24 protein-coding genes, 1 tRNA gene and 1 pseudogene are annotated in these 25,168 nt (G+C 69.6%); 4 read left to right on the plus strand and 22 right to left on the minus strand.

Features of this window, described 5'->3' with window-relative positions; translation table 11 throughout:
* Positions 1-62 precede the first annotated feature (62 nt).
* Together Talka_RS06415 and Talka_RS06420 are read right to left on the minus strand one after the other, a co-directional pair.
* A complete protein-coding gene (locus Talka_RS06415) occupies positions 63-1,910 on the minus strand; it encodes an aldehyde ferredoxin oxidoreductase family protein (protein ID WP_143890288.1) in 1,848 nt (615 codons plus the stop codon).
* 32 nt (positions 1,911-1,942) lie between these two features.
* Positions 1,943-2,425, minus strand: coding sequence for a 4Fe-4S dicluster domain-containing protein (locus Talka_RS06420; protein ID WP_143890289.1), 483 nt, complete (start codon positions 2,423-2,425; stop codon positions 1,943-1,945).
* Between the two features lie 181 nt (positions 2,426-2,606).
* On the opposite strand from Talka_RS06420, the gene Talka_RS06425 reads away from it, so the two are divergent.
* Positions 2,607-3,689: a helix-turn-helix domain-containing protein gene (locus tag Talka_RS06425; RefSeq protein ID WP_143890290.1), complete on the plus strand. Its 1,083-nt coding sequence runs from the start codon at positions 2,607-2,609 to the stop codon at positions 3,687-3,689.
* 11 nt (positions 3,690-3,700) lie between these two features.
* On the opposite strand, the gene Talka_RS06430 is transcribed toward Talka_RS06425, so the two are convergent.
* The 11 genes from Talka_RS06430 to tolB all read right to left on the minus strand — a co-directional run bounded on the left by Talka_RS06430 (position 3,701) and on the right by tolB (position 12,676).
* The gene (locus Talka_RS06430; protein WP_143890291.1) at positions 3,701-4,519 is read right to left on the minus strand and encodes an ABC transporter substrate-binding protein; all 819 of its coding nucleotides are present in this window, start codon (positions 4,517-4,519) and stop codon (positions 3,701-3,703) included.
* Positions 4,516-5,238: an ATP-binding cassette domain-containing protein gene (locus Talka_RS06435; RefSeq protein ID WP_143890292.1), complete on the minus strand. Its 723-nt coding sequence runs from the start codon at positions 5,236-5,238 to the stop codon at positions 4,516-4,518. The genes Talka_RS06430 and Talka_RS06435 overlap by 4 nt, the downstream gene beginning before the upstream one ends.
* A complete protein-coding gene (locus Talka_RS06440; protein ID WP_143890293.1) occupies positions 5,235-5,951 on the minus strand; it encodes an ABC transporter permease in 717 nt (238 codons plus the stop codon). Before Talka_RS06440 ends, Talka_RS06435 begins: the two co-directional genes overlap by 4 nt.
* Before the next feature lie 42 nt (positions 5,952-5,993).
* Positions 5,994-7,019, minus strand: coding sequence for an MBL fold metallo-hydrolase (locus tag Talka_RS06445; RefSeq protein ID WP_143890294.1), 1,026 nt, complete (start codon positions 7,017-7,019; stop codon positions 5,994-5,996).
* A gap of 110 nt (positions 7,020-7,129) precedes the next feature.
* Positions 7,130-7,714, minus strand: a complete 585-nt coding sequence (locus tag Talka_RS06450; protein WP_143890295.1) for a TMEM165/GDT1 family protein — start codon at positions 7,712-7,714, stop codon at positions 7,130-7,132.
* 82 nt (positions 7,715-7,796) lie between these two features.
* A tRNA-Lys gene (locus tag Talka_RS06455) sits at positions 7,797-7,872 on the minus strand.
* 56 nt (positions 7,873-7,928) lie between these two features.
* Positions 7,929-8,753, minus strand: a complete 825-nt coding sequence (locus tag Talka_RS06460) for a tRNA threonylcarbamoyladenosine dehydratase (protein WP_143890296.1) — start codon at positions 8,751-8,753, stop codon at positions 7,929-7,931.
* Positions 8,746-9,861: a YeeE/YedE family protein gene (locus tag Talka_RS06465; RefSeq protein ID WP_143890297.1), complete on the minus strand. Its 1,116-nt coding sequence runs from the start codon at positions 9,859-9,861 to the stop codon at positions 8,746-8,748. Before Talka_RS06465 ends, Talka_RS06460 begins: the two co-directional genes overlap by 8 nt.
* A gap of 41 nt (positions 9,862-9,902) precedes the next feature.
* Positions 9,903-10,706 (minus strand): tol-pal system protein YbgF, encoded by an 804-nt coding sequence (gene ybgF / locus Talka_RS06470; RefSeq protein ID WP_246100604.1) that lies wholly within the window; start codon positions 10,704-10,706, stop codon positions 9,903-9,905.
* A 79-nt stretch (positions 10,707-10,785) separates the two neighbouring features.
* Positions 10,786-11,394 (minus strand): peptidoglycan-associated lipoprotein Pal, encoded by a 609-nt coding sequence (gene pal / locus Talka_RS06475; RefSeq protein WP_143890298.1) that lies wholly within the window; start codon positions 11,392-11,394, stop codon positions 10,786-10,788.
* A 43-nt stretch (positions 11,395-11,437) separates the two neighbouring features.
* Positions 11,438-12,676, minus strand: a complete 1,239-nt coding sequence (gene tolB, locus Talka_RS06480) for a Tol-Pal system beta propeller repeat protein TolB (protein ID WP_221933862.1) — start codon at positions 12,674-12,676, stop codon at positions 11,438-11,440.
* Between the two features lie 271 nt (positions 12,677-12,947).
* Between tolB and msbA the strand changes: the two genes are divergently transcribed.
* Positions 12,948-14,723 carry a lipid A export permease/ATP-binding protein MsbA gene (msbA, locus tag Talka_RS06485; protein WP_246100605.1) on the plus strand — a complete coding sequence of 592 codons (1,776 nt, stop codon included), beginning with the start codon at positions 12,948-12,950 and terminating at the stop codon, positions 14,721-14,723.
* 21 nt (positions 14,724-14,744) lie between these two features.
* On the opposite strand, the gene rng is transcribed toward msbA, so the two are convergent.
* The 8 genes and pseudogenes from rng to Talka_RS06525 all read right to left on the minus strand — a co-directional run bounded on the left by rng (position 14,745) and on the right by Talka_RS06525 (position 21,403).
* Positions 14,745-16,229: a ribonuclease G gene (gene rng / locus Talka_RS06490; RefSeq protein ID WP_143890336.1), complete on the minus strand. Its 1,485-nt coding sequence runs from the start codon at positions 16,227-16,229 to the stop codon at positions 14,745-14,747.
* A 17-nt stretch (positions 16,230-16,246) separates the two neighbouring features.
* Complete coding sequence (locus Talka_RS06495; protein ID WP_143890300.1) at positions 16,247-16,894, minus strand: Maf family protein; 648 nt, start codon at positions 16,892-16,894, stop codon at positions 16,247-16,249.
* Positions 16,891-17,361 carry a 23S rRNA (pseudouridine(1915)-N(3))-methyltransferase RlmH gene (gene rlmH, locus Talka_RS06500; RefSeq protein ID WP_143890301.1) on the minus strand — a complete coding sequence of 157 codons (471 nt, stop codon included), beginning with the start codon at positions 17,359-17,361 and terminating at the stop codon, positions 16,891-16,893. The genes Talka_RS06495 and rlmH overlap by 4 nt, the downstream gene beginning before the upstream one ends.
* 92 nt (positions 17,362-17,453) lie before the next feature.
* Positions 17,454-17,810 (minus strand): annotated as a pseudogene (gene rsfS / locus Talka_RS06505) (ribosome silencing factor); the annotation flags it as partial.
* Between the two features lie 22 nt (positions 17,811-17,832).
* Entirely contained in the window at positions 17,833-18,438 is a 606-nt protein-coding gene (nadD, locus tag Talka_RS06510) for a nicotinate (nicotinamide) nucleotide adenylyltransferase (RefSeq protein WP_185970085.1), read from the minus strand.
* Positions 18,435-19,352, minus strand: a complete 918-nt coding sequence (gene hemF, locus Talka_RS06515) for an oxygen-dependent coproporphyrinogen oxidase (RefSeq protein ID WP_143890302.1) — start codon at positions 19,350-19,352, stop codon at positions 18,435-18,437. Before hemF ends, nadD begins: the two co-directional genes overlap by 4 nt.
* Positions 19,353-19,373: 21 nt before the next feature.
* Positions 19,374-20,666 (minus strand): phosphoribosylamine--glycine ligase, encoded by a 1,293-nt coding sequence (gene purD, locus Talka_RS06520; protein WP_143890338.1) that lies wholly within the window; start codon positions 20,664-20,666, stop codon positions 19,374-19,376.
* An 11-nt stretch (positions 20,667-20,677) separates the two neighbouring features.
* Positions 20,678-21,403, minus strand: coding sequence for a YebC/PmpR family DNA-binding transcriptional regulator (locus tag Talka_RS06525; RefSeq protein ID WP_143890303.1), 726 nt, complete (start codon positions 21,401-21,403; stop codon positions 20,678-20,680).
* Between the two features lie 151 nt (positions 21,404-21,554).
* Here Talka_RS06525 and Talka_RS06530 point away from each other — a divergent pair, with 151 nt between their 5' ends.
* On the plus strand, positions 21,555-23,048 hold the full coding sequence (locus Talka_RS06530) for a helicase HerA-like domain-containing protein (RefSeq protein ID WP_143890304.1): 1,494 nt from the start codon (positions 21,555-21,557) through the stop codon (positions 23,046-23,048).
* A gap of 31 nt (positions 23,049-23,079) precedes the next feature.
* Here the strand turns inward: Talka_RS06530 and sbcB are convergent, their stop codons facing one another.
* Entirely contained in the window at positions 23,080-24,537 is a 1,458-nt protein-coding gene (gene sbcB, locus Talka_RS06535) for an exodeoxyribonuclease I (protein ID WP_143890305.1), read from the minus strand.
* Between the two features lie 46 nt (positions 24,538-24,583).
* On the opposite strand from sbcB, the gene Talka_RS06540 reads away from it, so the two are divergent.
* A complete protein-coding gene (locus Talka_RS06540) occupies positions 24,584-25,150 on the plus strand; it encodes a methylated-DNA--[protein]-cysteine S-methyltransferase (RefSeq protein WP_143890306.1) in 567 nt (188 codons plus the stop codon).
* Positions 25,151-25,168 lie beyond the last annotated feature (18 nt).

Below are 25,168 nucleotides of genomic sequence, written 5' to 3' on the forward strand. Positions count from 1 at the left end.
CGCCGGGCCCAGCCGGCCATCCTCAGCCGGCCGGGGCGCGGGAGCAAAAGCGCACAGGCCACTCACAGCCCAAGGCGGGCCTTGGTCTGCGGCGTCGGGCGGCCCTGCTCGTCCCAGCCGCGCACTTGGTAATACTTTGGCAGCATCTGCGGCAGCCTGTTGACGAGTCCCTTGGCCGGGCCGGTCTTGGCCGGCTCGGTCAGCAGGCGCGGCGGCAGCGTGTCGTCTTTGGCCGTGAAGCCCGCCGCCAGGTTGAACTCGCGCTCCAGGTTCCAGATGCGCTCGCCGATGCGCTCCAGCTCCTGCACGGTGAACTCCTCGCCGCACGCCGCCGCCACCTGCGGCGCCACGTCCGCCAGCGTCCAGGCAAAGCTCGTGAAGATGCAGATGCCCGCCGAGTCGAACGCCGCCGTGGCGTCCTGGAACGCCTTGACGAGCTCGGGCTTGCCCTCGGTGGTCAGCGGATCGGTCTTGACCGGGATGCCCAGCACCTCCGAAGCAACCGTGTAGCCGCGCAGGTGGCAGGCGCCGCGGTTGCTGGTGGCGTAGGCCAGCCCCATGCCCTGGATGCCGCGGCTGTCGTAGGCCGGGAATTCCTGCCCCTTGACGCTCATCGACAGCTCCGGGTGGCCATACTTTTCGCACAGGCGCTTGCTGCCCAGGCCGATTTCCTTGCCGAAGCCGATGCCCAGCGCGGTCATCTCAGCCAGCTCGCACAGCGCGCGCGCCGAGCCGAACGGCGCCTCCAGCCCGATCTGCTCCCGGGTCAGCACGCCCATCTCATACAGCTCCATCACCGCGCCGACGGTGGCGCCGAAGCTGATCGGGTCCATGCCGTGCTCGTTGCAGATCAGGTTGGCGTACTGCAGCGCCTCCAGGTCGCGCACCCCGTTGGCGGCCCCCAGCGCCCAGGCCGCCTCGTACTCCAGCCCGCCGCTGGCGCCCCAATACTGCGGCTTGTTCTGCACGCTGAAGTGCGTCTCGTCGATCTTGCTGATGCGCCCGCAGGCGATCGTGCAGCCGAAGCACGCCTGGTTCGTCACGAGGTGCGTTTTGCCGTCGGTCGGGCGCGGCCGCAGCATGGCCTCGGCGGAAATGTCGTCCGCGCCTTCGAACTGCACGTCGCGGTGGTTGCGCGTCGGCAGCGCGCCGACTTCATTGATGACGTTCATCAGCACCTGCGTGCCGTACTTTGGCAGGCCCTGGCCGGTGACGGCGTTGTCCGCGAGCACCTTCTTGGCCGCCCGCGTGGCCGCCATGAACGCCTTCGGATCGCGCAGGTTGCCCACCCCCTTGGTGCCACGCACGGCGATGGCCTTGAGGTTTTTGCTGCCGGCCACCGCGCCGACACCGGAGCGCCCGGCGGCGCGGTGCAGGTCGTTGACGACGCAGGCGAACAGCACCTGGTTCTCACCCGCGCGGCCGATGCTGGAGATGCGCAGCAGCGGATCCTGCAGCGTGGTCTTGAGCGTCTCCTCGGTCTCCCAGACGCTTTTGCCCCACAGGTGCGAGGCGTCGCGCAGCTCGGCCACGTCGTCGTGGATGTAGAGATAGACCGGCTTGGGCGCGCGGCCCTCGAAGATGATCATGTCCCAGCCGGCCATCTTCAGCTCCGCGCCCCAGTAGCCGCCGGAGTTGGAGCAGGCGATCGCCCCGGTCAGCGGCCCCTTGGTGATGACGGTGTAGCGCCCGCCGGTGGAGGCCATCGTGCCGGTCAGCGGGCCGGTGGCCCAGATGATCTTGTTGTCCGGCGACAGCGGATCGACCTTGGGGTCGATCTCCTCCACCAGGTACTTGGTGCCCAGCCCCCGCGAACCCAGGTACTGGCGCGCCCAGTCCATGTTCAGCGGCTCCGGCGTGCAGGTGCCCGCGGTGAGGTTGACGCGCAGAATCTTGCCAGCCCATGCCATGGTCGGTCTCCTCGTTGTCGGATGCGCGGGGGTCAGGCCGCCGCCGGGGCGCTCTGGTTGCCGAGCTTGTCGGCCCACTGCTGCATGCGCGCCAGGCCCGTCCAGTTGGCGTCGATGTAGGTGATGGCCCCGGTCGGGCAGGCCTCGGCGCAGGCCGGCTGGCCGCCGCACAGGTCGCACTTCTGTACCTTGCCGGTCTCGGCCACGTAGTTGATGGTGCCGAACGGGCAGGCGATGGTGCAGACCTTGCAGCCGACGCAGGTGGCTTCGCTGACGACCTTGGCGCCGGTGACCTTGTCCACGGTGATGGCCTCCACCGGGCAGGCGTGCAGGCACCAAGCCTCGTCGCACTGGGTGCAGGTGTAGGGCACCTTGCGGCCAGTATGGTGAAAGTCAAACACCTTGATGCGCGATTTGGACGTCGCAAAGACGCCAAAATGCTCGTAAGAACAAGCCATCTCACACGACAAGCATCCGGTGCACTTGGCCGGATCGATGTGCAGCACCTTGTGCATGGCGCGGTCTCCTGGAACATGCCCGGGCATCACCCCTGCCCGCGGGAAGCTTTTTCGGCTATTCTTGACGCCAAGGCACCGATCCGCTTTCGGGTTTTCCCCGAAAAACCGTCGAAATTCTCAAAATGAGACAGGCCCGATCCGAAAGCCCGGACGGCGCCCGTCCGCCAGGAGACCGCGGATGCCGCTCACCGAACCTGCTTCAGCGCGGCTGCAGGCCATTGAGCTCGCGCGTCGGCTTTGGCTCGACGAGCGGCGCGAAGACCCGACCGTGCTGCCCGACTGGATTGCCGCCTCGTGGCGGCGTTGCTTGGCCCGCGGTCGCCAGCCCTATGAACGCTTGACGTTCGATCAAGTCGGCGCATCGGCCCAGCGCTGCGCGCTGGAGCGCAACGCCGCTTTGCGCCGCGTGGCCACGCCGATCATCGAAAGCAGCCTGGCTCAGGCCATGCGGGATACGGGCTACTTTGCGCTGCTGACCGACGCGCACGGGGTGGTCATCGGGGTGCACGGCCCCGCCGACCTGGCCAACCCGCATGTGCAGGCGATTGCCCGCATCGGCGTGGACTTGTCGGAAGCTGCGGTCGGCACCACCGCCATTGGCGCGGCTTTGGGCGAGCGCATGCCGGTGTGGCTGCATCGCGGCGAACACTTTTTCGAAGACACGGCGGTTTATTCCTGCGCCGGGGCCCCGTTGTTTGGCCCGGATGGCGCATGCATCGGCATGCTTGACCTGACCGGCGTGCTGGCACCCGAGCGCCGTGCGCTCAAGCACTTGGTGGCGGCCACCGCGCGCCGCATCGAACACGCCCTGGTGGCGGCGGCGCCCCATGCGCTGAGCCTGCGCTTGGCTTGGCCGGGCCGCCTGCCGGGCGATGACGCGGATGGCATCTTGGCGTTGGACGGCGACGGAGCGATCGTGGCGGCCAACCGCGCCGCCGCCGAGATGCTCGACCTGCAACCGCCGTGGCCCCACATTGAAGCGGCGCTGGCCTTGCCCGCCTCGGCGCTGTTTGACGCCGCGCGGCGGCAACGCCCGCCTTGGGAAGCACCTACTTGGGCTGGGCTGCGGGTGATGCTGCTGGCGCAATTGGCCAGCCAAGAGCCGCCCGCAGGCGCATCGGCCACGGCGCTGCCGCTGCGCCACCGCCAGACAGCCCTGATCCGCCAGGCCGTGGCCGAAGCCGGCGGCAACGTCGCCGAGGCTGCGCGGCGGTTGGGCATCAGCCGCGCAACGGTTTACCGCAAGCTGCAGTCGCCATGACGTCAGCCGGCCTAGGGGCTAGCGGCCACTGGCTGAAACACCATCTCGCCGTGAAGACGGAACGCCGCGATCGCCGCTTGGCCTCGCGGCCCGGCCAGCCAGTCGGCCACCCGCTGCGCCCACTCCGCTTGCACGTGCGGATGGCGGCGCGGGTTCGTGACCACCACCGCGTAGGGGTTGCGCAGCCGCGCATCGCCCTGCACCAGCACGGTCAGCTCGGCACGGTGGCGAAAACTTGCCCATGTGGCGCGATCGGCCAACGTGTAGGCCGCCAGCGCCGCCGCCATTTGCAGCGCAGGCCCCATGCCGCAGCCGCAGGCGCGGTGTCCGCGACCGATGGGGCCCCGACCGCCAGCCAGCGCCCACAGCCGCTGCTCGGCCATGTGGGTGCCGCTGCGATCCGCGCGGGAAATCCACGGCGCGCCCGCCGCCGCGATGCGCTGCAACGCCTGCACCGCATCCCCGCCGCGCGCGCCTGCGGGGTCATGGCGCGGCCCCACCATCAGCAAATCGTTGACCATCACTTCGATGCGTCGCAACCCATGGCCCTGCGCCACCAGGGCGGTTTCCGCCTGCGCATCGTGCCCCAGCAACAAGTCGGCATCGCCGCGGCGCACCAGCTCGACCGCCTGCCCGGTACCGACGGCCACCACCCGCAGCTCGATGCCGGTGTCTTGGCGCAAGCGCGCTCGCAAATGGGCCATCAGCCCAGAATGCTCCACCGACGTGGTGGTGGCCAACACAACCGTCGGCGCCGCTGCCCACCCGCGGCGCGCCGGCCCGACGCAGCCAACCGCCGCGGTTGCCAGCAACCAGCCGCGACGCCTCATGGCAAGGGTTCTTGGCTCACACGCAGGGCTGCTGGGTCATGAGCCGCCGGCTGGACCCGATCCCAGAAGGCGTCCACCGGCTCGTCCCACTTCAGACAACCGCCCTGCACCCACCACACCCGGGTGGCCAGGCGGCGCACCTGGCCCCAATCGTGGCTGCTGAACACCAACGTGCGCGGCCCCCCCTGTGCGGCCCCCGCCGCCATCAAGCGCAGCAAGCTGGCCTCCAGCTCTGCGCACGCCTGCGGGTCCAGGCTAGCCGCCGGCTCGTCCAGCAGCCAAAGGTCAGGCTGTTGCGCCCACAATCGCGCCAACGCCAGCCGTTGCTGTTGCCCGCCAGAAAGTTGATGCGCCGGTTGCCGCCAAAGTCGCTCCAAGCCCAACTCCGCCAGCGCCCGGCGAGCGGTGTGCCGCGCCTGCGACCACGCCACCCCTTGCAGCCAAACGGGCAAGGTGGCGTTGAGCCCCACGCTGGCACGCAACAGGAAGGGGCGCTGAAACACCATGCCAACCTTCAGCCCCGGTGCGCACAGCACCTGCCCTTCGGTCGGCGCCGCCACGCCCGCCAGCAACCGCAGCAGCGTGGTTTTTCCGCTGCCGTTGGGGCCTACCACGGCCACGCACTCACCGCGGCGCAGCACGGCGTCGATGGATCGCAGCGCCCATCCTTGCGCGCCACGCAGCCCCACGCCGCGCAGCGTCACCACGACGTCGTTCATCCACCCACCCCGGCGCGATGCGGCTGAGCGGCGCGTCCCGCCCAAGCCCCCAGCCCGTGCAGCGCCCACACCACCGCCAGCAACACCAGCCCAAGAGCCAGCGCCAGCGGCAGGTCGCCTTTGCTTGCTTCCAGCGCGATCGCGGTGGTCATGACGCGCGTGTAGCCTTCAATGTTGCCGCCCACCACCATCACCGCGCCGACCTCCGAAACCGCGCGGCTGAACGCCAGCAACACCGCCGACAGCACCGCGTGCCGCTCATCCCATGCCAGCAGCGCAGCGCGCCAGCCGATGCCGGCCCCCCACATGCGCAGCTGCTCTCCGTGATCGCGTTCAGCCGGCTCCACCGCGCGCCGCACCAGATTGACCACCACTGGCAACACCAAAACCGTTTGCGCCATCACCATGGCCGGCAACGAAAACAGCCAGCCTAAAAACCCCAGCGGGCCGGAGCGCGACAGCATCCAATAGGCAACCAGCCCCACCACCACCGAGGGTACGGCCAACAACCCATCCAGCAGCGTCATCCACGCCGCGCGCCCCGGAAAGCGAGCCACTCCCAGCCACGCTCCGAGCGGCACGCCCACCACGCACGCCAGCCCCGTGGCCAAGCCGCTGACAGTTAGCGATCGCGCCACCGTGGCCCAAAGCGTCGCATCGCCCTCGAACACGAGCGCCCAGGCCAGCGCCCAAGGGGATTCGTTCGGATCCATTAGCCCGGCCAAAGCCGCAGACGGGCTCACTGCGGCGCTGATTTAAAACAGCTCTTTTTCGGCTTCCAGATAAGCCAGACTTGTGTATTTGCCGATGTTGCTGTCAAAGCCGGCCATGGTCTTGGCGCGCCGCGCCACGCGCGGATCCTGCAACACCAAATCTTTGGCTTTCTCCAGCGGCACGCCGTCTTTGACCGCCTGCACGCACGGCTCCCAAATGCCTTTGAGAAAGGTGCCATAGTCGTCCAGCAGCGTCTTGCTGCCGCGGCCATGCCCGGGCCAGAAGACCTGATCGCCCACGGCTTTTTGCAGCGCCTCGTAATACTTGAACGTGCCGGGGTAGGAGCCGTCGTCGATGTTGGCGATGCGGTTTTCCATCGCGATATCGCCGACGTAGGTGAAGCGATCCTCCACCACTTCCACGCACAAGTCCGATGGAGTGTGCGCGCGTCCGTAATGATGCATGCGCAAGGTCACATCGCCGAACCGGTAGGTGCGCCCATGCTCGGTGGGCGTGTTGGGCGGCACCACCTTGGTGCCCAGCGTCGCCTGATTGGTCCAGCGCTCCATCAGGCTGCGCCACAAGTTCCCCTCGGCGCCCTTGACTTGCTCAATGGTGTGCGGCAGCGCATAAATCGGCAGGTTGGCCCCGAAAGCCTCGACAAAGGCGTGGTTGCCAAGCCAATGGTCGCCATGGTAATGGCTGTTGAAAATGGCCACCACCGGCTTGTCCGTAACGGTGCGGATCATGCGGATGGCCATCTGGCCGTGCTGCAAAGAGCAGCCCGAGTCCAACACCACTACGCCAGCGCTGGTGACCACGAAGATCACATTGGCCATGACGCCGCGGTTTTCCGGCGTGGGAAAGCCATCCTTGGCGTAAATCATCCAGACATGCGGCGCGATGCGCTCGGGCCGCACATCGGGCACCGGCGGGCCCTCGATGAAGTCTTGCAACTGCTGCGCGAACACGCGCACCTCGGGCACCGCGGCCAGCGCGGCCACGCCAGCGGCGCTGCCAGCGGCCAGGCGCAGCCAGCGGCGACGGCTTATTGGGAATGGGGTCATCGGCAGTCTCCTCGCAGGTCTGTGGCTCGGTGTGCTTTCGGAGAGCACACACCGGTTTCAAACATCAGCGTCCACGAATGTGCCGATTGTGACGCGGCGTCAACGGGGTGTCAAAAACCCAGCGACGCCCCCGCACCCAGCAAGGTGGCTGCACCCAACAGCGCAAACACCGCTGCGGCCACCCCGTGCACCAGCCGCATCGGCACGCGCCGCGCCAGCCGGTCGCCCACGAACACCGCGGGCACGTCGGCCATCAGCATGCCCAGCGTGGTGCCGATCACCACCATCACCGGCGCCGCGTAATGCACGGTCAGCGCCACCGTGGCCACCTGCGTCTTGTCGGCCATCTCAGCCAGAAAGAACGCCAAGGCCGTAGCGCTGAACACGCCCCAGCGCGCCGCAACGCGGACATCCCCTTCCTCGACCTTGTCCGGCACCAGCATCCACAGCGCCATGCCCAGAAAAGAAAGCCCTAAGCCCCAACGCAGCCAGGTGGGATGAAGGTGCGCCGCCAGCCACGCGCCCACGGCGCCGGCCAGCGCATGGTTGAGCAGCGTGGCCGCCACGATGCCCGCCACGATCGGCAGCGGGCGGCGAAAGCGCGCCGCCAGCAACAGCGCCAGCAATTGCGTCTTGTCGCCCATTTCGGCCAGCGCCACCACCCCAGTCGAAACCGCCAACGCTTCCCATGTCATCCTGCGAACCCCTGGCCGACGGGCGCAACCCAAGACGCACAAAAAAACCCGCTGTCTGCGGGCTGCTTGATTTGAATGAATTTGGTGGGTCGTGCAGGATTCGAACCTGCGACCAACGGATTAAAAGTCCGCTGCTCTACCGACTGAGCTAACGACCCTAGCTGTTTTGCCGCGCCGCTATCGTGCGCTGCGAAAGCTTGCATTATAGCAGAGATTAGAGCGTCTCCTTGACTCCTGCAGCCCATTGGTTCAACACCCAGCCAGCGGCGCAAAAGCCAAACGTGGCGGTGACGACCACGCTGGAGCCGTAGCCATGGCAGCTTAACGAGGCGCCGGGGCCAAAGGCGTCGGGCACTTGCGGGCAATCCGCCGCCGGGCGCGCCACTGGCTCGCGGCTGAAGACCGCCGCCAGCTCCATCGGGCCTTGGCTTGGCGCGCCATGCCGGCGCCGCAGCTGCTGGCGCAGCCGGGCTAGCAGCGGATCGTGGGTCGCGCGCGCCAAATCATCGATTTCAACCCGCTCGGGATAACGCTTGCCGCCAGCGGCGCCGACGGTCACAAGCGGCACACGGCTGCGGCGCGCCCAGGCAGCCATCGCCACCTTGGCGGCGATTTGATCGCAACAATCCAGCACCGCCAGCGGGCGTTGCCGCCCTTGGCGGTCGCAAGCGCGTTCCAGCAGCGCCACCCAGCCATCCGGCTCGACGAAAGCCTCCACTGCCTCCACCTGACAGCCCGGGTGGAAGGCCGCGATGCGCGCGCGCATGGCCTGCACCTTGGCCATGCCCAGCGTGTCGTCCAAGGCGTGCACCTGCCGGTTGATGTTGGACTCCGCGACGTGATCGAGGTCGATCAACGTCAACGCCCCGACGCCGCTGCGCGCCAACGCCTCCGCGGCCCAGGAGCCCACGCCGCCGACGCCCACCACGATGGCGTGCGCCTCAGCAAACGTGGCAGCCGCCGCCGAACCGTAGAGCCGCGGCACGCCTCGAAAGCGTCGCGCCTCAACGCCCCCCGCGCCGACGCTGGTCTCAGTCACGCTCCAATAACCAAAGCTGGAACCGTAAACCCGCCAGGGCCCCTATCACGATGCCGACCAACGCCAGCACGCTGGTCACGCTCAGCGTCGAGACGCCCGACAGACCCTGCCCGATGGTGCAGCCCATGGCCGTGACGCCCCCCACGCCCATGCACACCGCGCCTACGATGTGCAGCGCGGTGTCGCGCGTGTCGGCAAAGCCTTCCCAATGGAAGGTGCGCGTGCCCAGCGCCGACGCCGCCGACCCCGCCACCACGCCCAGCACGCTAACCACGCCCAGCGTCAAGGTTTTGTTGGCGTCGCTGAACAACATCAACCAGTCCAGCGTGTAGGCCATCGGGGCGGTAAAGGTCAGGGCCTCCATCCGCCCGCTTTGCGTAGCCACGAACGTCGGCTCCAGGGTTTCAGGGTGCTCCGGCACAAAGCCCAGCCAGCCCGAGACCGCCCACATGGCCACCACCGTCAAGCCGATGCCGATGCCGCCAAGCCAAGCGTCAAAGCTGCGCCGAAACTCCGCGCTGGAGACGGCCCACAGGATCAAGAGCGCCCCTACGCCGAGCCCCACGATAAGCAGCGACCAGGCTTCGGGCCAGCCCCACTGCCGCGCCAGCCAGGCCGGCAGCGGGCTGCCAGGCTGCATGTCAAACGCCCACCGATCCACCGTGCGATCGCGCAACACCGCGGTGAGTCCGCGCAACGTGGCGTAGGCGGCCACGCCCATCACCACAAACACCACCAACGCTTTGAGGCTGCCTGCGCCCAAGCGCACCAGCGTCTTGCTGCCGCAGCCGGAACCCAGCACCATGCCGAAGCCAAACAGCGCGCCGCCAACCAGCGCGGACGCCCAGATCACCCGCCCGCTGTAGTAGATGGTCTGGGTGGCGTCGATCACGCCCAGCGCTGCCAGCATGTGAAAGCCGATCATGGCCACCCCGATGGCCATCGCCCACATGCGCAGCCGCGTCCAGTCGCCCATGTTGACGACGTCGCTGATGGCGCCCATCGTGCAGAAATGGGTGCGTTGCGCCACCGCCCCAAAAACGGCCGAGACGGCAAACGCCGCCAGCAAGACTTCGGTGCGCAAGGTGGATAAAACGTTGGCGTCCATAGGTTCGAGGACGCGATTGTAGGCTTGCTGCCCAGGGCTTTTCAGCGCAGTCGGCTCAAACGCTCACGCGCGGCAGCCGCGGCTTCGCTGTCGGGGTAGCGCTGAACAAGCGCCTGCCAGGTGGCGCGGGCGGCCTTGACGTCTTTGAGCTCAACCTGGCAGCTGGCGATCGCCAGCATGGCCTCAGGCGCGCGCGGATGTCGCGGGTAAGCGTCCAGCAGGCGTTGATAGGCTTCGATGGCTGGCTTGTAGTCGCGCGCCGCATAGAGAGCGTTGCCACGCCAATAATGCGCCAGCGGCGCGTAGCCGCTGCTGGGGTAGCGCTGCAAAAAATCGGCATACAGCTCTGCCGCGCGTCGAAAGTCGGATGCCCGCAGCGCGGCCATGGCGGATTCAAAAGCGCTCTTTTCTTCCGGGCGGACGGTGAATTCTTGCCCCTCGATCGTGACTTTGAGCGGCTCTTGGGCGCGCAGCCGTTCATCCAGCGCAGCCAGCGCATCGCGCTGCTGGCGCTGCAACTCCGCCAGCTGAAAGGCAAGCTGCTCCTGCTGACCACGCAGCTGCGCCAGCTCGCGCCGCAGCGCCTCGGTCTGGTTGGTCTGCTCCAGCAAGCCTAGACGGGCGGGCTCCAGCGCATTTTGCAGCTCTTGCAAGCGCTGCTGCGTGCTTTGCAGCGCGCGCTGCTGCTCCTCGATCAGTAGGCGCTGGGCTTCGATTTGCTGGCGCTGCGCTTCCAAGCGACCGCGCAGTTCGAGGATGGCCCGCCGGGCTTCATCGTCGCCAAACAGCGCCCAAGCTGGCGTGGCCACCCACACCGCCAGCAGCGCAGCCGTCAAGCCGCGCATCCACCGAACCTGAGCTACCCCCATCCGCTGAACATGACGCGTCATTCAGCCTCCCTTCGCACGGCATCACCGCTGCGCCTCAGCGATACACGATTTCGACGCGCCGGTTGCGGCTCCAGACCTCTTCGCCGCTGCCCTGCACGGCGGGTTTTTCTTTGCCGTAGCTGACCGACTCCATCTGTTCGTCTTGCACGCCCAGCAGCGCCAGCGCGCGCCGCACCGCGTCGGCCCGCTTCTGCCCCAGCGCGAGGTTGTATTCGCGCCCGCCGCGCTCGTCGGTGTGGCCCTCCAGCACCACGCGGCGCTTGCGGTCGGCGTTGAGGTAGCGCGCATGCGCCTGCAGCGTCGCCATGAATTCCGGCTTGACCGTGTAGGAGTCAAAGTCGAAATAAATCACCCGCGCGACCTGGGCCGGCGGCTGCCCTTGATCGGCGGCGGACGCCTGCACCGGCGCGACGTTGCGCGGGTCGATGGCCGAGCCGGTCGCCGCGCCAGCGACGCCCCCATCCCCTGCCGGCGCCGGGGCCGGCGCCACCGGCACGGTGGTAGGTTGTCGATCCGCCACCGGGGCTTGGTCATCCAGGCGCACGCTGGAGCAGCCCGCCAGAATGGCGACGGCGGCTGCCAACCCTAACCAGCGCGAAGCAACCCGCGCAGCACAGCGATCAAGGGGTGAGATGGCGTTCATGATGGTAACCATAAGTGGGCGATCAAAAAGCGAACGTGGACAGTCAAACCGGCAGCAACGGCCCCCAGTCGGGTTCGCGCACGTTGCCCTGCGCGTTGAGGCGCGTTTTGACGCGACCATCCAACGTGGTGGTCATCAGCACTTCGCGCCCTTGTTGCCGGGTGGCATACACCAACAGCCGGCCATTGGGCGCAAAGCTTGGGCTTTCATCAGCCGTGGTGTCGGTGGGGGCGGTGACGCTGCCGGTGGCCAGATCCATGACACGCAGCTGGAAGCCGCCGCCCGCAGTGCGGGTCACGTAGGCCAGATGGCGCCCGTCCGGGCTGACCGCAGGCGAGATGTTGTAGCCGCCCTCAAACGTCACCCGTGTCACCTCGCGTCCGTCAGGCGTCATGCGGTAGATCTGCGGCGCGCCGCCGCGGTCGCTGACGAAATAGACCGATTTGCCATCCGGGGCAAAGGCCGGCTCGGTGTCGATGCCGCCGGTCTGCGTGATGCGCTGCGGGGCGCCGCCGTCCAAATCCAACGCGTATATCTGGGAGCTGCCGGCCAGCGTCAGCGTGGCATACAGCCGCCGACCGTCGGGCGACCAGGCCGGCGCGCTGTTGGAGCCGCGAAAGCTGGCCAGCAAGCGCCGCCGCCCTGTGGCCAAGTCATGCACGTAAATGACGGGCTTGCGCGCTTCGAACGACACGTAGGCGAGCTGCTGACCATTGGGCGACCAGGCCGGCGAGATGATGGGCTCGCTGCTGGACAGCGCCGCCTGGGCGTTTTCGCCGTCGGCATCAGCCACCCACAACCGGAACTGCCCGCCCAGCTCGCCAACGTAGGCGATACGGGTGGAAAAAACACCCTTGTCGCCGGTGAGCTTTTCATACACGTAGTCGGCGATGCGGTGCGCAGCCAGCCGCAGCTGGCTGGCTCCAGCGGGGTAGCTCAGCCCGCCGAGATCGGCGCCACGCACCGCGTCCCAAAGGCGGAAGCGCACATCGAAGCGGCCATCGGCCAGCGGTCGCACGCTGCCGGTGATGAGGGCATCCACGCCTTGCGCTTTCCACGGCGCCAGATCCGGGCGCGTGGTTTCATCCATGCCTTGAGCCGAGCTGGGCACCTGCCGCAGCACGCCGCTGCGCACCAAATCGGCGGCCACCACCGCGGCCACATCCTGGGGCAAGCCGGGCGGCACGCGAAACGGCGCGATGGCAAACGGGATTTGCTGCATGCCAACCCCGGTGACTTCGACGCGAAACTGCGCCCACGCGGCAGGCGCAAGGCCCATCATCGCGCCGACCAGGGTCTGGCGCAAAAAACGGCGGCGCGCAGCCCCCGCGCACTGCCAAAACCAAGGACTGTGTGCTTCCAATCGGTTCATGCCTGGGTGTCGGGGCTTTTTACGCAACCGAGCGGGGGCGTAATTATCGCCCCTGACCTGAGGGTCTAGCCCTTTGCGGAAGGGCGCCCCGCGGCCCGCCGATAATAACGGATCCGTTCGAGGAGATTCGCGCCGCGTTGGCCAAGTTCCCGTTTGCCCATTAACGCTCCGTCGCTCCGCTTTGCTGTCCCCCCGCGCCGTCCCCGATACCGCCCACGAAAGCGCGGCTTTGCACCGCCGGCTGCGCCGCCTGTGGCCGTACTTCCGCCCGGCGCGCGCCGGGCTGCTGCTGGCGCTGGCAGGCGCGCTGCTGGCGGCGGCCACCGAGCCGGCCATCCCGGCGCTGCTGAAAGTGCTGCTGGACGAGGGTTTCATCGCGCGGCGCATCCCGCTTTGGACGGTGCCGGTGGCGCTGGTGGGGCTGTTCGCGCTACGGGGGCTGGCCACCTTCATCGCTCAGTATGGGCTGGCCTACACCGCCAACGGCGGCATGGTGGCCCTGCGCCGCGCAATGTTTGAACGCCTGGGTCAAGCCGAGCTGCGGTTGTTTGCCGAACAAAGCGCCAGTCAGCTGGCCAACACGGTGGTCTATGAGGCCAACAGCGGCGCCGCGCAACTGGTCGGCGCGCTGCTGACGCTGGTGCGCACGGCGTTGACGATCGCGGCGCTTCTGGCCTACCTGCTGTGGCTGAACTGGGCGCTGACGCTGGTGGTGCTGGCGATGTTTCCGCCGCTGGCCTGGGGCATGCGCACGCTGTCGCGCCGGCTTTACGGGGTGACGCGCCGGGCCCAGGGCGCCACCGATGATTTGGCCTACGTTGTCGAAGAAAACGTGCTGGCGCACCGGCTGATCCGCCTGCACGAGGCGCAGGCGCAGCAGCAGGCGCGCTTCGACCGCTTGAACGCCACGCTGCGCGCGCTGGCGCTCAAGAGCACAGTGGCGGCGGCGCTGATGACGCCGCTGACGCAGCTGCTGGCCGCGGCCGCCCTGTCGGCAGTGATCGTGATCGCGCTGTGGCAGGCGCAGGGCGGGGTGTCGGTCGGCAGCTTTGTCGGCTTCGTCACCGCGATGCTGATGCTGGTGGCGCCGCTGCGCCAGCTGGCCGACGTGGCCACGCCGATCACGCGCGGACTGGCGGCGCTGGAGCGGGGGCTGGCGCTGATCGACGCCACGCCGCTGCAGGCCGGCGGCGCGCACGCGGCGCCGCGCGCGCGCGGCGCGCTGGCGCTGCGCGACGTCTGGGTGCGCTACCGCTCAGGCGGCGGCCACGCCCTGCGCGGCGTGACGCTGGAGATCGCCGCCGGCGAGGTGGTGGCGCTGGTGGGGCCTTCGGGCGCGGGCAAGACGACGCTCGTCAACCTGCTGCCGCGCTTCGTGGAGGCCGAGCACGGCGAGGTGACGCTGGACGGGCGCGACGTGCGCGAGTGGGACCTGGTGGCGCTGCGGCGCCAGTTTGCGATGGTCAGCCAGGACGTGGTGCTGCTCAACGACACGGTGCGCGCCAACGTGGCGCTGGGCGATCCGCAGCCCGACGAGGCGCGCGTGCGCGCGGCGCTGCAGGCGGCCAACCTCGGCGACTGGTGGCCGGCGCTGCCGCAGGGGCTGGACACCGTGGTCGGGCACAACGCGGCGCAGCTCTCCGGCGGGCAGCGCCAGCGGCTGGCGATCGCGCGCGCGATCTACAAGGACGCCCCGGTGCTGATCCTGGACGAGGCCACCTCGGCGCTGGACAACGCGTCGGAGCGGCTGGTGCAGGAGGCGCTGGCACGGCTGATGGCCGGGCGCACGACGCTCGTCATCGCGCACCGGCTCTCCACCGTCGAGCACGCCGACCGCATCGTCGTGCTGGAGGACGGCCGCATCGTCGAGCAGGGCCGCCACGCCGAGCTGCTGGCCGCCGGCGGCCTCTACGCGCGGCTGCACGCGCGCGGGCTGGACGACGCCGCGGCGGGCTGACCGCCGCGCCGCACACGCCCCTCACAGCAGCACGATGTCGTATTGTTCCTGTGTCATCGCGCTTTCGCTCTGCAGCGAGATCGGCTTGCCGATGAAGTCGCTCAGGCCCGCCAGGTGCTGGCTTTCCTCGTCGAGGAAGCGCTCGATCACCGAGGGTGACGCAATGATGCGGAACTCGCGCGGGTTGAAGGCGCGCGCCTCGCGCAGGATCTCGCGCAGGATGTCGTAGCAGACGGTGCGCGCGGTGCGCACGCGTCCACGCCCGTCGCACGCCGGGCAGGTCTCGGTCAGCATTTGCGCCAGCGATTCGCGCGTGCGCTTGCGCGTCATCTCCACCAGCCCCAGCGCCGAAAAGCCCCCCACCATCGTCTTGACGCGGTCGCGCGCCAGCTGCTTGCGCAGCTCGGTCAACACCGCCTCGCGGTGCTCCTCGCGCGCCATGTCGATAAAGTCGATGATGACGATGCCGCCGAGGTTGCGCAGCCGCAGCTGGCGCGCGATCGCCTGCGCCGCCTCCAGGTTGGTGCGAAACACCGTGTCGTCGAAGTTGCGCGCGCCCACAAACGCGCCGGTGTTGACGTCGATGGTGGTCAGCGCCTCGGTCTGGTCGATCACCAGGTAACCGCCGGACTTGAGGTCCACCCGCCGCCCGAGCGCCTTCTGGATCTCCTCATCGACCTGAAACGGCTCGAAGATCGGCCGCTCGCCGCGGTAGAGCTGCAGCCGCTCGGCCACCTGCGGCGTGAATTCGGCGGCAAACGCCTGCAGCGCGGCGAATTGCTCGCGCGCGTCCACCTGGATGCTGCGCGTGGCGGGCGTGGCCAGGTCGCGCAGCACGCGCTGCGCCAGCGTCAGTTCCTCATACAACAGCGCCGGCGGCGCGGCGGTGTTGGCGCGCTCGCGGATGCGCGCCCAGGTCTTGCGCAGGTAGGCGATGTCGTCGGCCAGTTCCTCGTCGCTGGCGTCTTCGCCGTTGGTGCGCAGGATGAAGCCGCCGCCGCCCTCGCCGACCAGCGCCTGCAGCCGCTGGCGCAGCGCCTCGCGCTGCGGGTTGGGGATTTTCTGCGACACGCCGACGTGCTCGTCATAGGGCAGGTACACCAGCAGCCGCCCGGCGATGCTGACCTGCGTGGTCAGCCGCGCGCCCTTGGAGCCGATGGGGTCCTTCAGCACCTGCACCAGCAGCGTCTGGCCTTCGAACACCTGGCGCTCGATCGGCGGCGGCGCAGGCCGCGGCTCGCCACCCTCGCCGCGACCGGCGCCAAAGCGCTGCTGGATCTGCGGCATCAGATCCGCCACATGCAGGAACGCGGTGCGCTGCAGCCCGATGTCGATGAAGGCCGACTGCATCCCCGGCAGCACGCGCTGCACGCGCCCGGCGTAAATGTTGCCGACCAGCCCGCGCTCCAGCGCGCGCTCGATGTGCACCTCTTGCACCGCGCCCTGCTCGATGACGGCCACGCGCGTTTCCTGCGGCGACCAGTTGATCAGGATGTCGTTGGGCACCATCACAACGCGCAAGCTTAGCGCAGCAGCGCGAGCCCTGCGCGCGCCAGCAGGGCGCCGGTCTCGAACGCCGGCAGGCCGACGATGCCGCTGTGGCTGCCCACGATGCGGCGCACCCACAGCGCCGCGCGGCCCTGGATCGCGTAAGAGCCGGCCTTGCCGAACGGCTCGCCGCTGGCCACGTAGGCGTCGATCTCAGCCGGCGCGAGCGCCCGCAACGCCACCCGCGAACGGCTAAGGCGCAACCAGCGCCGGCCACCCGCGGCCACCGCCACCGCGGTCAGCACCTCGTGCGTGCGGCCCGAGAGGCGCGCCAGCATCGCGCGCGCGGCGTCCGCGTCGGCCGGCTTGCCAAGGATCGCGCCGTCCAGCGCCACCGTGGTGTCGGCGGCCAGCACCACGCCGCCGGGCCAGCCGCGCCGTCGCAAGCGCGCCAGCGCCGCGGCCAGCTTGGCGCGCGTGACGCGGCGCACGTAGGCCGCCGGCGCCTCGCCCGGCTGCGGCGCCTCCAGCGCCTCGGCGTCCTCGTGTGGATCCGGCAACAGCAGCACCGGCTGCACGCCCCACTCGCGCAGCAGCGCCTGGCGGCGCGGGCTCTGCGAGGCCAGGTACACCCACGGGCGGCCATCGGCGGGCAAATCGGGCGGGGCGGCGGCGTCGTTCATGCGCGGTGATAGGGGTGGCCGGCGTGGATCGACCACACGCGGTAGAGTTGTTCCAACAGCAGCACGCGCGCCAGCGCATGCGGCAGGGTCAGATCCGACAAGCGCAGCCGCTCGTGCGCCTGCGCGCGCAGCGCTGGATCGAGCCCGTCGGCCCCGCCGATCAACAACGCCACATCGCTGCCGAGCCGCTGCCAGCGCGCCCAGCGCTGCGCCAGCTCCGCGGTGGTGCAGCGCTCGCCGCGCTCGTCCAGCGCCACCACATGCGCGCCCTTGGGGCAGGCGGCGCGCAGGCGCTCAGCCTCGGCGGCCATCGCCGCCTCGGCGCTGCGGCCATCGGCGCGCGTCTCGGCCTTGACGGTGCGCACCACCACCCTCGCCTCAGGCGGAAAGCGCTTCAGGTAGTCGGCGCAGGCGGCCTCGGCCCAGTCCGGCAGGCGCTGACCGACCGCCAGCACATGGCACTTCATGCGTCCATCGTCGCGGGGCGACGCTGGCGAGACCGCCGCGCGGCATGGGTCGCCGCTGGCGTGGCTGAACCCGCCTTGGCCGGCGATGCGCGGCGCAACCGCACGGGCTTGCCGCCCCAGATTTCCTCCAGGCGGTAATACTGCCGGATCGCCGGTTGCATCACGTGCACCACCGCTTCGCCGCAATCGACGATGATCCACTCGCCGTTGTCCTCGCCCTCCAGCCGCGGCTTGGGAAAACCCGCCTCCACCACCTTATCACGCACGCTGGCTGCCAGCGCCCGCGTCTGGCGGTTGGAGGTGCCGCTGGCGATGATGACGCGTTCAAACAGCGGGGTCAGTTCCTGCGTGTTGAAGACCTGGATATCCTGGGCTTTGATGTCTTCCAGGCCATCCACGATGGCGCGTTGCAGTTTTTGGATCCGGCGTTGGGCGGCAGCGTCTCGCATGAACAATCACGATGCAACAGTTTCAGACACCGGGCCTGTAGAGCCCATGCCGCACAATATACCGCGCCACCGCCGCCGGCACCAGCGTGGCCAGCGCTGCAACGTCGGCCCCGGCAGCTGCGGCGGCGCGCACCGCGGTGGAGCTCATGTCGCGCGCCGGCCACGGCAGCGTGCGCGGCGGCGCGCCCAGTGGCGAGTCGGCCAGCGTCGCGCCAGGGCGGGCCGCCACCACCGGCGTGGCCAGCGCCAGCACGTCGCGCCAGCGGTGCCAGGTCGGCAGCGCGCGCCACTGGTCGGCGCCGATCAACAGCAGCAGCTGGGCCTGCGGATGGCGCGCGCGCAGCTCGGCCAGCGTGTCGGCGGTGTACGAGGGGCCCGGGCGCGCCAGCTCGCACGGGTCGATGACGACGCCGGGCAGCCGCGCGAACGCCAGCCGGCACATCGCGAGCCGGTGCGCCGCGGGGCTCAGCGCGCGGGCCTTGTGCCAGGCGTGGCCGGTCGGGATGACGTGCAGCGCATCCAGCCCCAGGTGGCGCAGCGCCAGCCGCGCCAGCGCGCGGTGCACGCGGTGAGGGGGATCGAACGCGCCGCCGAAGACGCCGACGCGCCGCGGCGCCGCCGCGTTCACAGCCAGTCCCGGCGCACCAGGAACTCGGTCAGCAGCCGGTGCTCCGGCGTGCCCGGCGCGGGCCGCTCGTCGTAAGCCCAGCGCACCAGCGGCGGCATCGACAGCAGGATCGACTCGGTACGCCCGCCGGACTGCAGGCCGAAGTGGGTGCCGCGATCCCACACCAGGTTGAACTCGACGTAACGCCCCCGCCGGTAAAGCTGGTGCTGGCGCTCGCGCTCGCCATAGGGGGTGTCTTTGCGCCGCTGCACGATCGGCAGGTAGGCGTGCAAGAAGGCATCGCCGACCGCGCGCGTCAGCGCAAAGCCCCCGTCGAAGCCAAGCTCGGTGAGGTCGTCGTAGAAGATGCCGCCGATGCCGCGCTGCTCGCCGCGGTGGCGCAGGCAGAAGTAGTCGTCGCACCACGCCTTGAAGCGCGGGTACTTGTCGGCGCCAAATGGCGCCAGCGCCTGCGCGCAGGTGCGGTGGAAGTGCACCGCATCCTCCTCGAAGCCGTAGTAGGGCGTGAGGTCCATGCCGCCGCCGAACCAGCTGACCGGCTCGCCGCCCGCGGGGCGCGCGGTGATCATCCGCACGTTCATGTGCACGGTCGGCACGTAAGGGTTGCGCGGATGGAACACCAGCGACACCCCCAGCGCCTCAAACGGCGCGCCCGCGAGTTCCGGCCGGTGCTGGGTGGCCGAGGGCGGCAACTTCGGGCCGCTGACGTGCGAGAAGCCGCAGCCGGCGCGCTCGAACACCGCGCCATCCTCCAGGATCTGCGTCACGCCGCTGCCCTGCAGCGGGCTGCCGGGCTCCTTCTCCCAGGCGTCGGAAAGAAACGACTTGCCGTCGATCTCGGCGATCGCGCTGGTGATGCGCGCCTGCAGCCCGAGCAGGTACTCGCGCATCAGGCTGACCGGGTCGGTGACCATGGGGATGGACCTCCTGCGCCTTCAGAGGGCCGGGCGCGCCAGCGCCCGGCGGCCGATGTCGCGGCGAAACTGCATGCCGGCAAAGCGCACGCCCTCCACCAGCGCGTAGGCGCGCGCGCGCGCCGCGGCCACGTCGGCCCCCAGCGCCGTGCAGCAGAGCACGCGCCCGCCGCTGGTGAGGAGCCGCCCGTCGGCGGCCAGGGCCGTGCCGGCGTGGAACACCACGGCGTCGTCGGCATCCGGCGGCAGCGCCTCGATCGCATCGCCCTTGCGCGGCTGCAGCGGGTAGCCCTCGGCGGCCACCACCACGCCCAGCGCCACGCGCGCGTCCCACTCCAGCGTCACGGTGTCGAGCCGGCCTTCGGTGGCGGCCAGCAGCACCTCCACCAGGTCGCTGCGCAGCCGCATCAGGATCGGCTGCGTCTCCGGGTCGCCCAGCCGGCAGTTGAACTCCAGCGTGCGCGGCGTGCCGTCCGGCGCGATCATCAGCCCGGCGTAGAGAAAGCCGGTGTACGGCGTGCCCTCGGCGGCCATGGCGCGCACGGTCGGCTCGATGATCTCGCGCATCACCCGCTCGTGCACCGCCGGCGTGACCACCGGCGCCGGCGAGTACGCCCCCATGCCGCCGGTGTTGGGGCCGGCGTCGCCGTCGAGCAGCCGCTTGTGGTCTTGGCTCGTGGCCAGCGGCAGCGCGCGCTGGCCATCCACCAGCACGATGAAGCTTGCCTCCTCGCCCTCCAGGTAGGATTCGATGACGACGCGCGCGCCGTCGGCGTTGTGCTGCACGCCGAGGCGGTTGTTGACCAGCATGGCGTCGATGGCCTCGTGCGCCTCGGCAACGGTCATCGCCACCACCACGCCCTTGCCGGCGGCCAGGCCGTCGGCCTTGACGACGATCGGCGCGCCCACGCGATCGACATGGGCGTGCGCCGCCGCCGCGTCGGCGAACGTCTCGTGCGCGGCGGTGGGGATGCCGTGGCGCTGCATGAACGCCTTGGCGAACGCCTTGGAGCTCTCCAGCCGGGCGGCGGCCTGCGTCGGGCCAAACACGCGCAGCCCGGCGGCGCGGAAGGCGTCGACGAGGCCGGCGGCCAGCGGCGCCTCCGGCCCAACGACAGTGAGGTCGATGCCTTCCCGCTTCGCCCAGTCGCACAGCTCGGCCACGCCGGTGATCGGCACGTTGGTCAGGCGCGCATCAAGCGCCGTGCCGCCGTTGCCGGGCGCGACGAACACCCGCGCCGCGCGCGGCGACTGCGCCAGCTTCCACGCCAGCGCGTGCTCGCGCCCGCCGGCGCCGACCACCAGGATGCGCAGGCCGGCGGGGCTCATGCGTCGAGCTCCGCGTTGTGGAACACGTCCTGCACGTCGTCCAGATCCTCCAGCGCGTCCAGCAGCTTCTGCATGCGCTGCGCGTCCTCGCCGCTGAGCTGCACGGTGTTGGTCGGCCGCCAGGTGACCTCGGCCATCGCGGGCTTCAGGCCCGCGGCCTGCAGCGCGTCGCGCACCGCCTCGAACTGCGCCGGCGCGGTGAGCACCTCAATCGAGCCGTCCTCCTGCGTCAGCACGTCGTCGGCGCCGGCCTCCAGGGCGACTTCCATCACCTTGTCCTCGCTGGCGCCGGGCTCGAAGACGATCTGCCCGCAGTGCTGGAATTGGAACGCCACCGACCCCTCCGTGCCGAGGTTGCCGCCATGCTTGCTGAAGACGTGGCGCACCTCGGCCACGGTGCGCACGCGGTTGTCGGTCATGCAGTCCACGATGACGGCCGCGCCGCCGATGCCGTAGCCCTCGTAGCGCACCTCCTCATAGTTGACGCCCTCGAGGTTGCCGGTGGCCTTGTCGATGTTGCGCTTGATGGTGTCGGCGGGCATGTTGGCGGCCTTGGCCTTTTCGATCGCCAGCCGCAGGCGCGGGTTGGCCGCCGGGTCTGCGCCGCCCTGACGCGCCGCCACCATGATCTCGCGCACCACGCGCGTCCAGATGCGCTGGCGCTTCTCGTCCTGGCGCGCCTTGCGGTGCTGGATGTTGGCCCACTTGGAATGTCCTGCCATGCGAACCTCGTGATTGGCTTGGGTGTTGGCCCTCTAAGGGGCGCGAAGAAAGCGGGACAATCCGGTATTCTACGCGGCAGCCGTGGGCGCTGGCTGCGCCCTTGGGCCGTCGCTTTCGCTGCTTTTGCTCTCAACGCCACCCACCCCACTTATGAACCCCGCATCGATCTTGGTCGCGCGCCGCGACGCCACCGAATGCCGCCTGCTGCTGGACAAGGCCAACCGCCACGGCCTCATCACCGGCGCCACCGGCACCGGCAAGACCGTCACGCTGCAGACGCTGGCCGAAGGCTTCTCGCGCCACGGCGTGCCGGTGTTCATGGCCGACGTCAAAGGCGACCTGACCGGCATCAGCCAGCCCGGCCGCATCGAGGGCAAGCTGGCCCAGGTGCTGGCCGAACGCGGCCTGCCGGCGCCGCAGCCCGCGGCCTGTCCGGTGACGCTGTGGGACGTGTTCGGCGAGCAGGGCCATCCGGTGCGCGCCACCATCAGCGACATGGGCCCGCTGCTGCTGGCGCGCATGCTCGGCCTCAACGACACCCAGGCCGGCGTGCTCAACCTGGTGTTCAAGATCGCCGACGACCAAGGCCTGCTGCTGCTGGACCTGAAGGACCTGCGCGCGATGCTGCAGCACGTCGGCGACCGCGCGCGGGAATTCACCACCGAATACGGCCACGTCAGCGCCGCCAGCATCGGCGCCATCCAGCGCGCGCTGCTGACGCTGGAACAGCAGGGGGCCGACCGCTTCTTCGGCGAACCGCAACTGAACATCGCCGACCTCATGCAGACGGTGGACGGCCAGGGCGTGGTCAACATCCTGGCCGCCGAGAAGCTGCTCAACGCCCCGCGGCTCTACGGCACGTTCCTGCTGTGGCTGCTGTCGGAGCTGTTCGAGGCGCTGCCGGAGGCGGGCGACCTCGACAAGCCCAAGCTCGTCTTCTTCTTCGACGAGGCGCACCTGCTGTTCGAGGACGCGCCGAAGGTGCTGCTGGAGCGCATCGAGCTCGTGGTGCGGCTGATCCGCTCCAAGGGCGTGGGCGTGTATTTCGTCACGCAGAACCCTCTGGACGTGCCCGACAGCGTGCTGGCGCAGCTCGGCAACCGCGTGCAGCACGCGCTGCGCGCCTTCACCCCGCGCGACCAGAAGGCCGTCAAAGCCACCGCGCAGACCATGCGGCCCAAGGCCGGGCTCGACCTGGAGCGCGCGATCACCGAACTCGGCGTCGGCGAGGCGCTGGTCAGCCTGCTCGACGCCAAGGGGCGGCCGAGCGAAACCGAGCGCGCCTGGGTGCTGCCGCCGGCCAGCCGGCTCGGCCCCGTCACGCCGCTGGAGCGCCAGCAGCTGCTGCGCAGCTCGCTGGTGGCCGGCGTCTATGAACAGAGGATTGATCGCGAAAGCGCCTACGAGCGGCTGCGTGCGCTGCACAGCCCAACCGAACCCGGCGCCACCCCCAGTTCAGGCGGGCTTGGCGGCCTGGTGGGCGAAGTGCTGCTGGGGCGCACCGGCCCGCGCGGCGGGCAAACCGATGGGTTGGTTCAAACCGTGCTCAAGACCGCCGTGCGCGAGATCGGCGCCAACCTCGGCCGCCAACTGGTGCGTGGGCTGCTGGGCGGACTGGCGGGCGGCAGCGGGCGGCGGCGCTAGCCGCGCGGCGGCGTCAACGAGGCCGCCACGCTTACTGCAGCTCGGCGGCCAGCTTCAGCGCATGCTCGCGCACGGCCTGCAGCACCTCCGCCCCGCGCGCTCCATGCTCGGCGCGCACTGCAGGCTCCATCGCCTGCAGCTCGGCCAAGTATTCGGTCAGCGTCGGGCCTCCGTCGGCTCCTTCCAGCAACCGGCGGCGGCAATGCGCGCGCCAGCGCTGGCGCTCGTCCTCATCGAGCGTCTCGGGATGGTTGCGCGCCCGAAAACGAAACACCAGTTCGCCCAAACGGGAGTCGTCAAACCCCATGTGCCGCCACGCCGGGTCGGCGGGATCCAAGGTGCGCAAGCGCTGCAGCCGACGCCGATCGGCGTCTTGGAGCCATCCAGCGTAGAGGGCGCCGTCCACGTCGGATGGTTGCGCCGACGCGGACGGCGGCGCCCAGACGTGGGCCCAGGTCGCGCTCAGGTCGGGCAACCGGGCAGCCCGCCGCGCATGACGCTCGATCAAGCCCAAGTCGATGCCCCAGCGCTGCGCCGCCCCCTGCTGCAGCAAGCGCAGGTCGCCCACCACAAAGGGCGCCCGGTTAAGGTGCACCGTTTTGATCGGCAACCGCCGCCAGTCGTCGCGTTCCTCCTCGCGGCGTAAAAACAGGCGCGCGCGCACCTCTTCGAGCCGCAGATCCGCCAACTCGCTGGGGTCATGGGCCAAATCCCAGGCGATCACTTCATGGCGGCGATAAGGGTGCGGGGCCAGCGGCCACATCACCGCAAGAAAGCCGCGTTGCGCCCCCAAGCGCGGCGAGACGTGCACAAAGGGACGCGGTCGGTTGGGCAGCCCCAGCTCCTGCCGCACCCGCTCTTTATCGCGCAAGCTTAGCGCGAATTCAAAGAGACGTGGCTGGCGTGCGCGCAACAGACGCGCCAGCGCCAGCGTGGCGCGCACGTCCGACAACGCATCGTGCGCTTGGTCGTGCACCAAGCCGTTGGCCGCGCTCAAATGCTCCAGCTTGAGGCTGACCTGGCCGTTGACCTGCGGCCATTCGATGCCGTCGGGCCGCAGCGCCCAGGCGGCGCACATCGCGTCAAACAAATCCCAGCGCCCGCAGCCGTCGCGCCATTCGCGGGCATATGGGTCGAGCAGATTGCGCCACAGCAGATGGCGCGTGAACTCATCGTCAAAGCGCAGGGAGTTGTAGCCGACCCCGATGGTGCCCGGCTGCGCCAGCTGCGCTTCGATGCGCTCGGCAAACACCCGCTCGGCCACCCCCTTGCGCTCGCACATTTGCGGTGTGAGACCCGTCAGCACGCAGCTCCACGGATCGGGCAAGCGGTCGGGACTGGGCCGGCAATACAGCACCAGAGGCGCGTCGATTTCGCGCAGTTCGGCGTCCGTGCGCACCCCGGCGAACTGCGCTGGCGCGTGCTGGCGCGGATCGCGGCCAAAGGTTTCGTAGTCGTGCCAGTAAAAGGTGGTGGGAGCAGCCTGCATGACCCCCGCATCGTAACCGCGGCGACGCCATGCTAGATTGAGCGCCATGCCTACGCGACAAGGCCCTGCCCCCTACGAACCCATCGTGCTGAGCTGCTCGTTGGGTGCGGCGCTGCTGGTGGCCGGCCCTGAGGGACTGCACTGGCTCGCGCTGGGTGACGACCCGACCGCGCTGCAGGCGGCTTGGCGGCGATCGCACCCCACAACCCAGACCTTGGGGCGTCCGCCCGCCGCCTGGGTCGAGGCGGTTCACGCGGCTTTAGAGGGTAACAGCCAGTCTGACCTACCCCCTCTGGCGCCCCATGGCACGCCGTTTCAACGGCGGGTGTGGGCGGCGCTGCGCATGATTCCGGCGGGGACGCGCCTGAGCTACCGCGAGCTGGCCCAGCGCATCGGACAGCCGCGCGCCGCCCGAGCCGTCGCGGCGGCCTGCGCGGCCAACCCGATTGCCGTGCTGATCCCGTGCCACCGCGTGGTCAGAACCGACGGCACCCTAGGCGGTTACCGTTGGGGATGGGCCCGCAAGCATGCGTTGCTGCACCGCGAGAGCCGCACGGCGAGTTGTCCCCGCTTGCCGTGGACAGCAAGCGAATCTCTCGGGACTGGCGCTTGAGCGGCCTGTGGGGACAGC

This window comes from Tepidimonas alkaliphilus (assembly GCF_007556595.1).
Lineage (GTDB): Bacteria > Pseudomonadota > Gammaproteobacteria > Burkholderiales > Burkholderiaceae_C > Tepidimonas > Tepidimonas alkaliphila.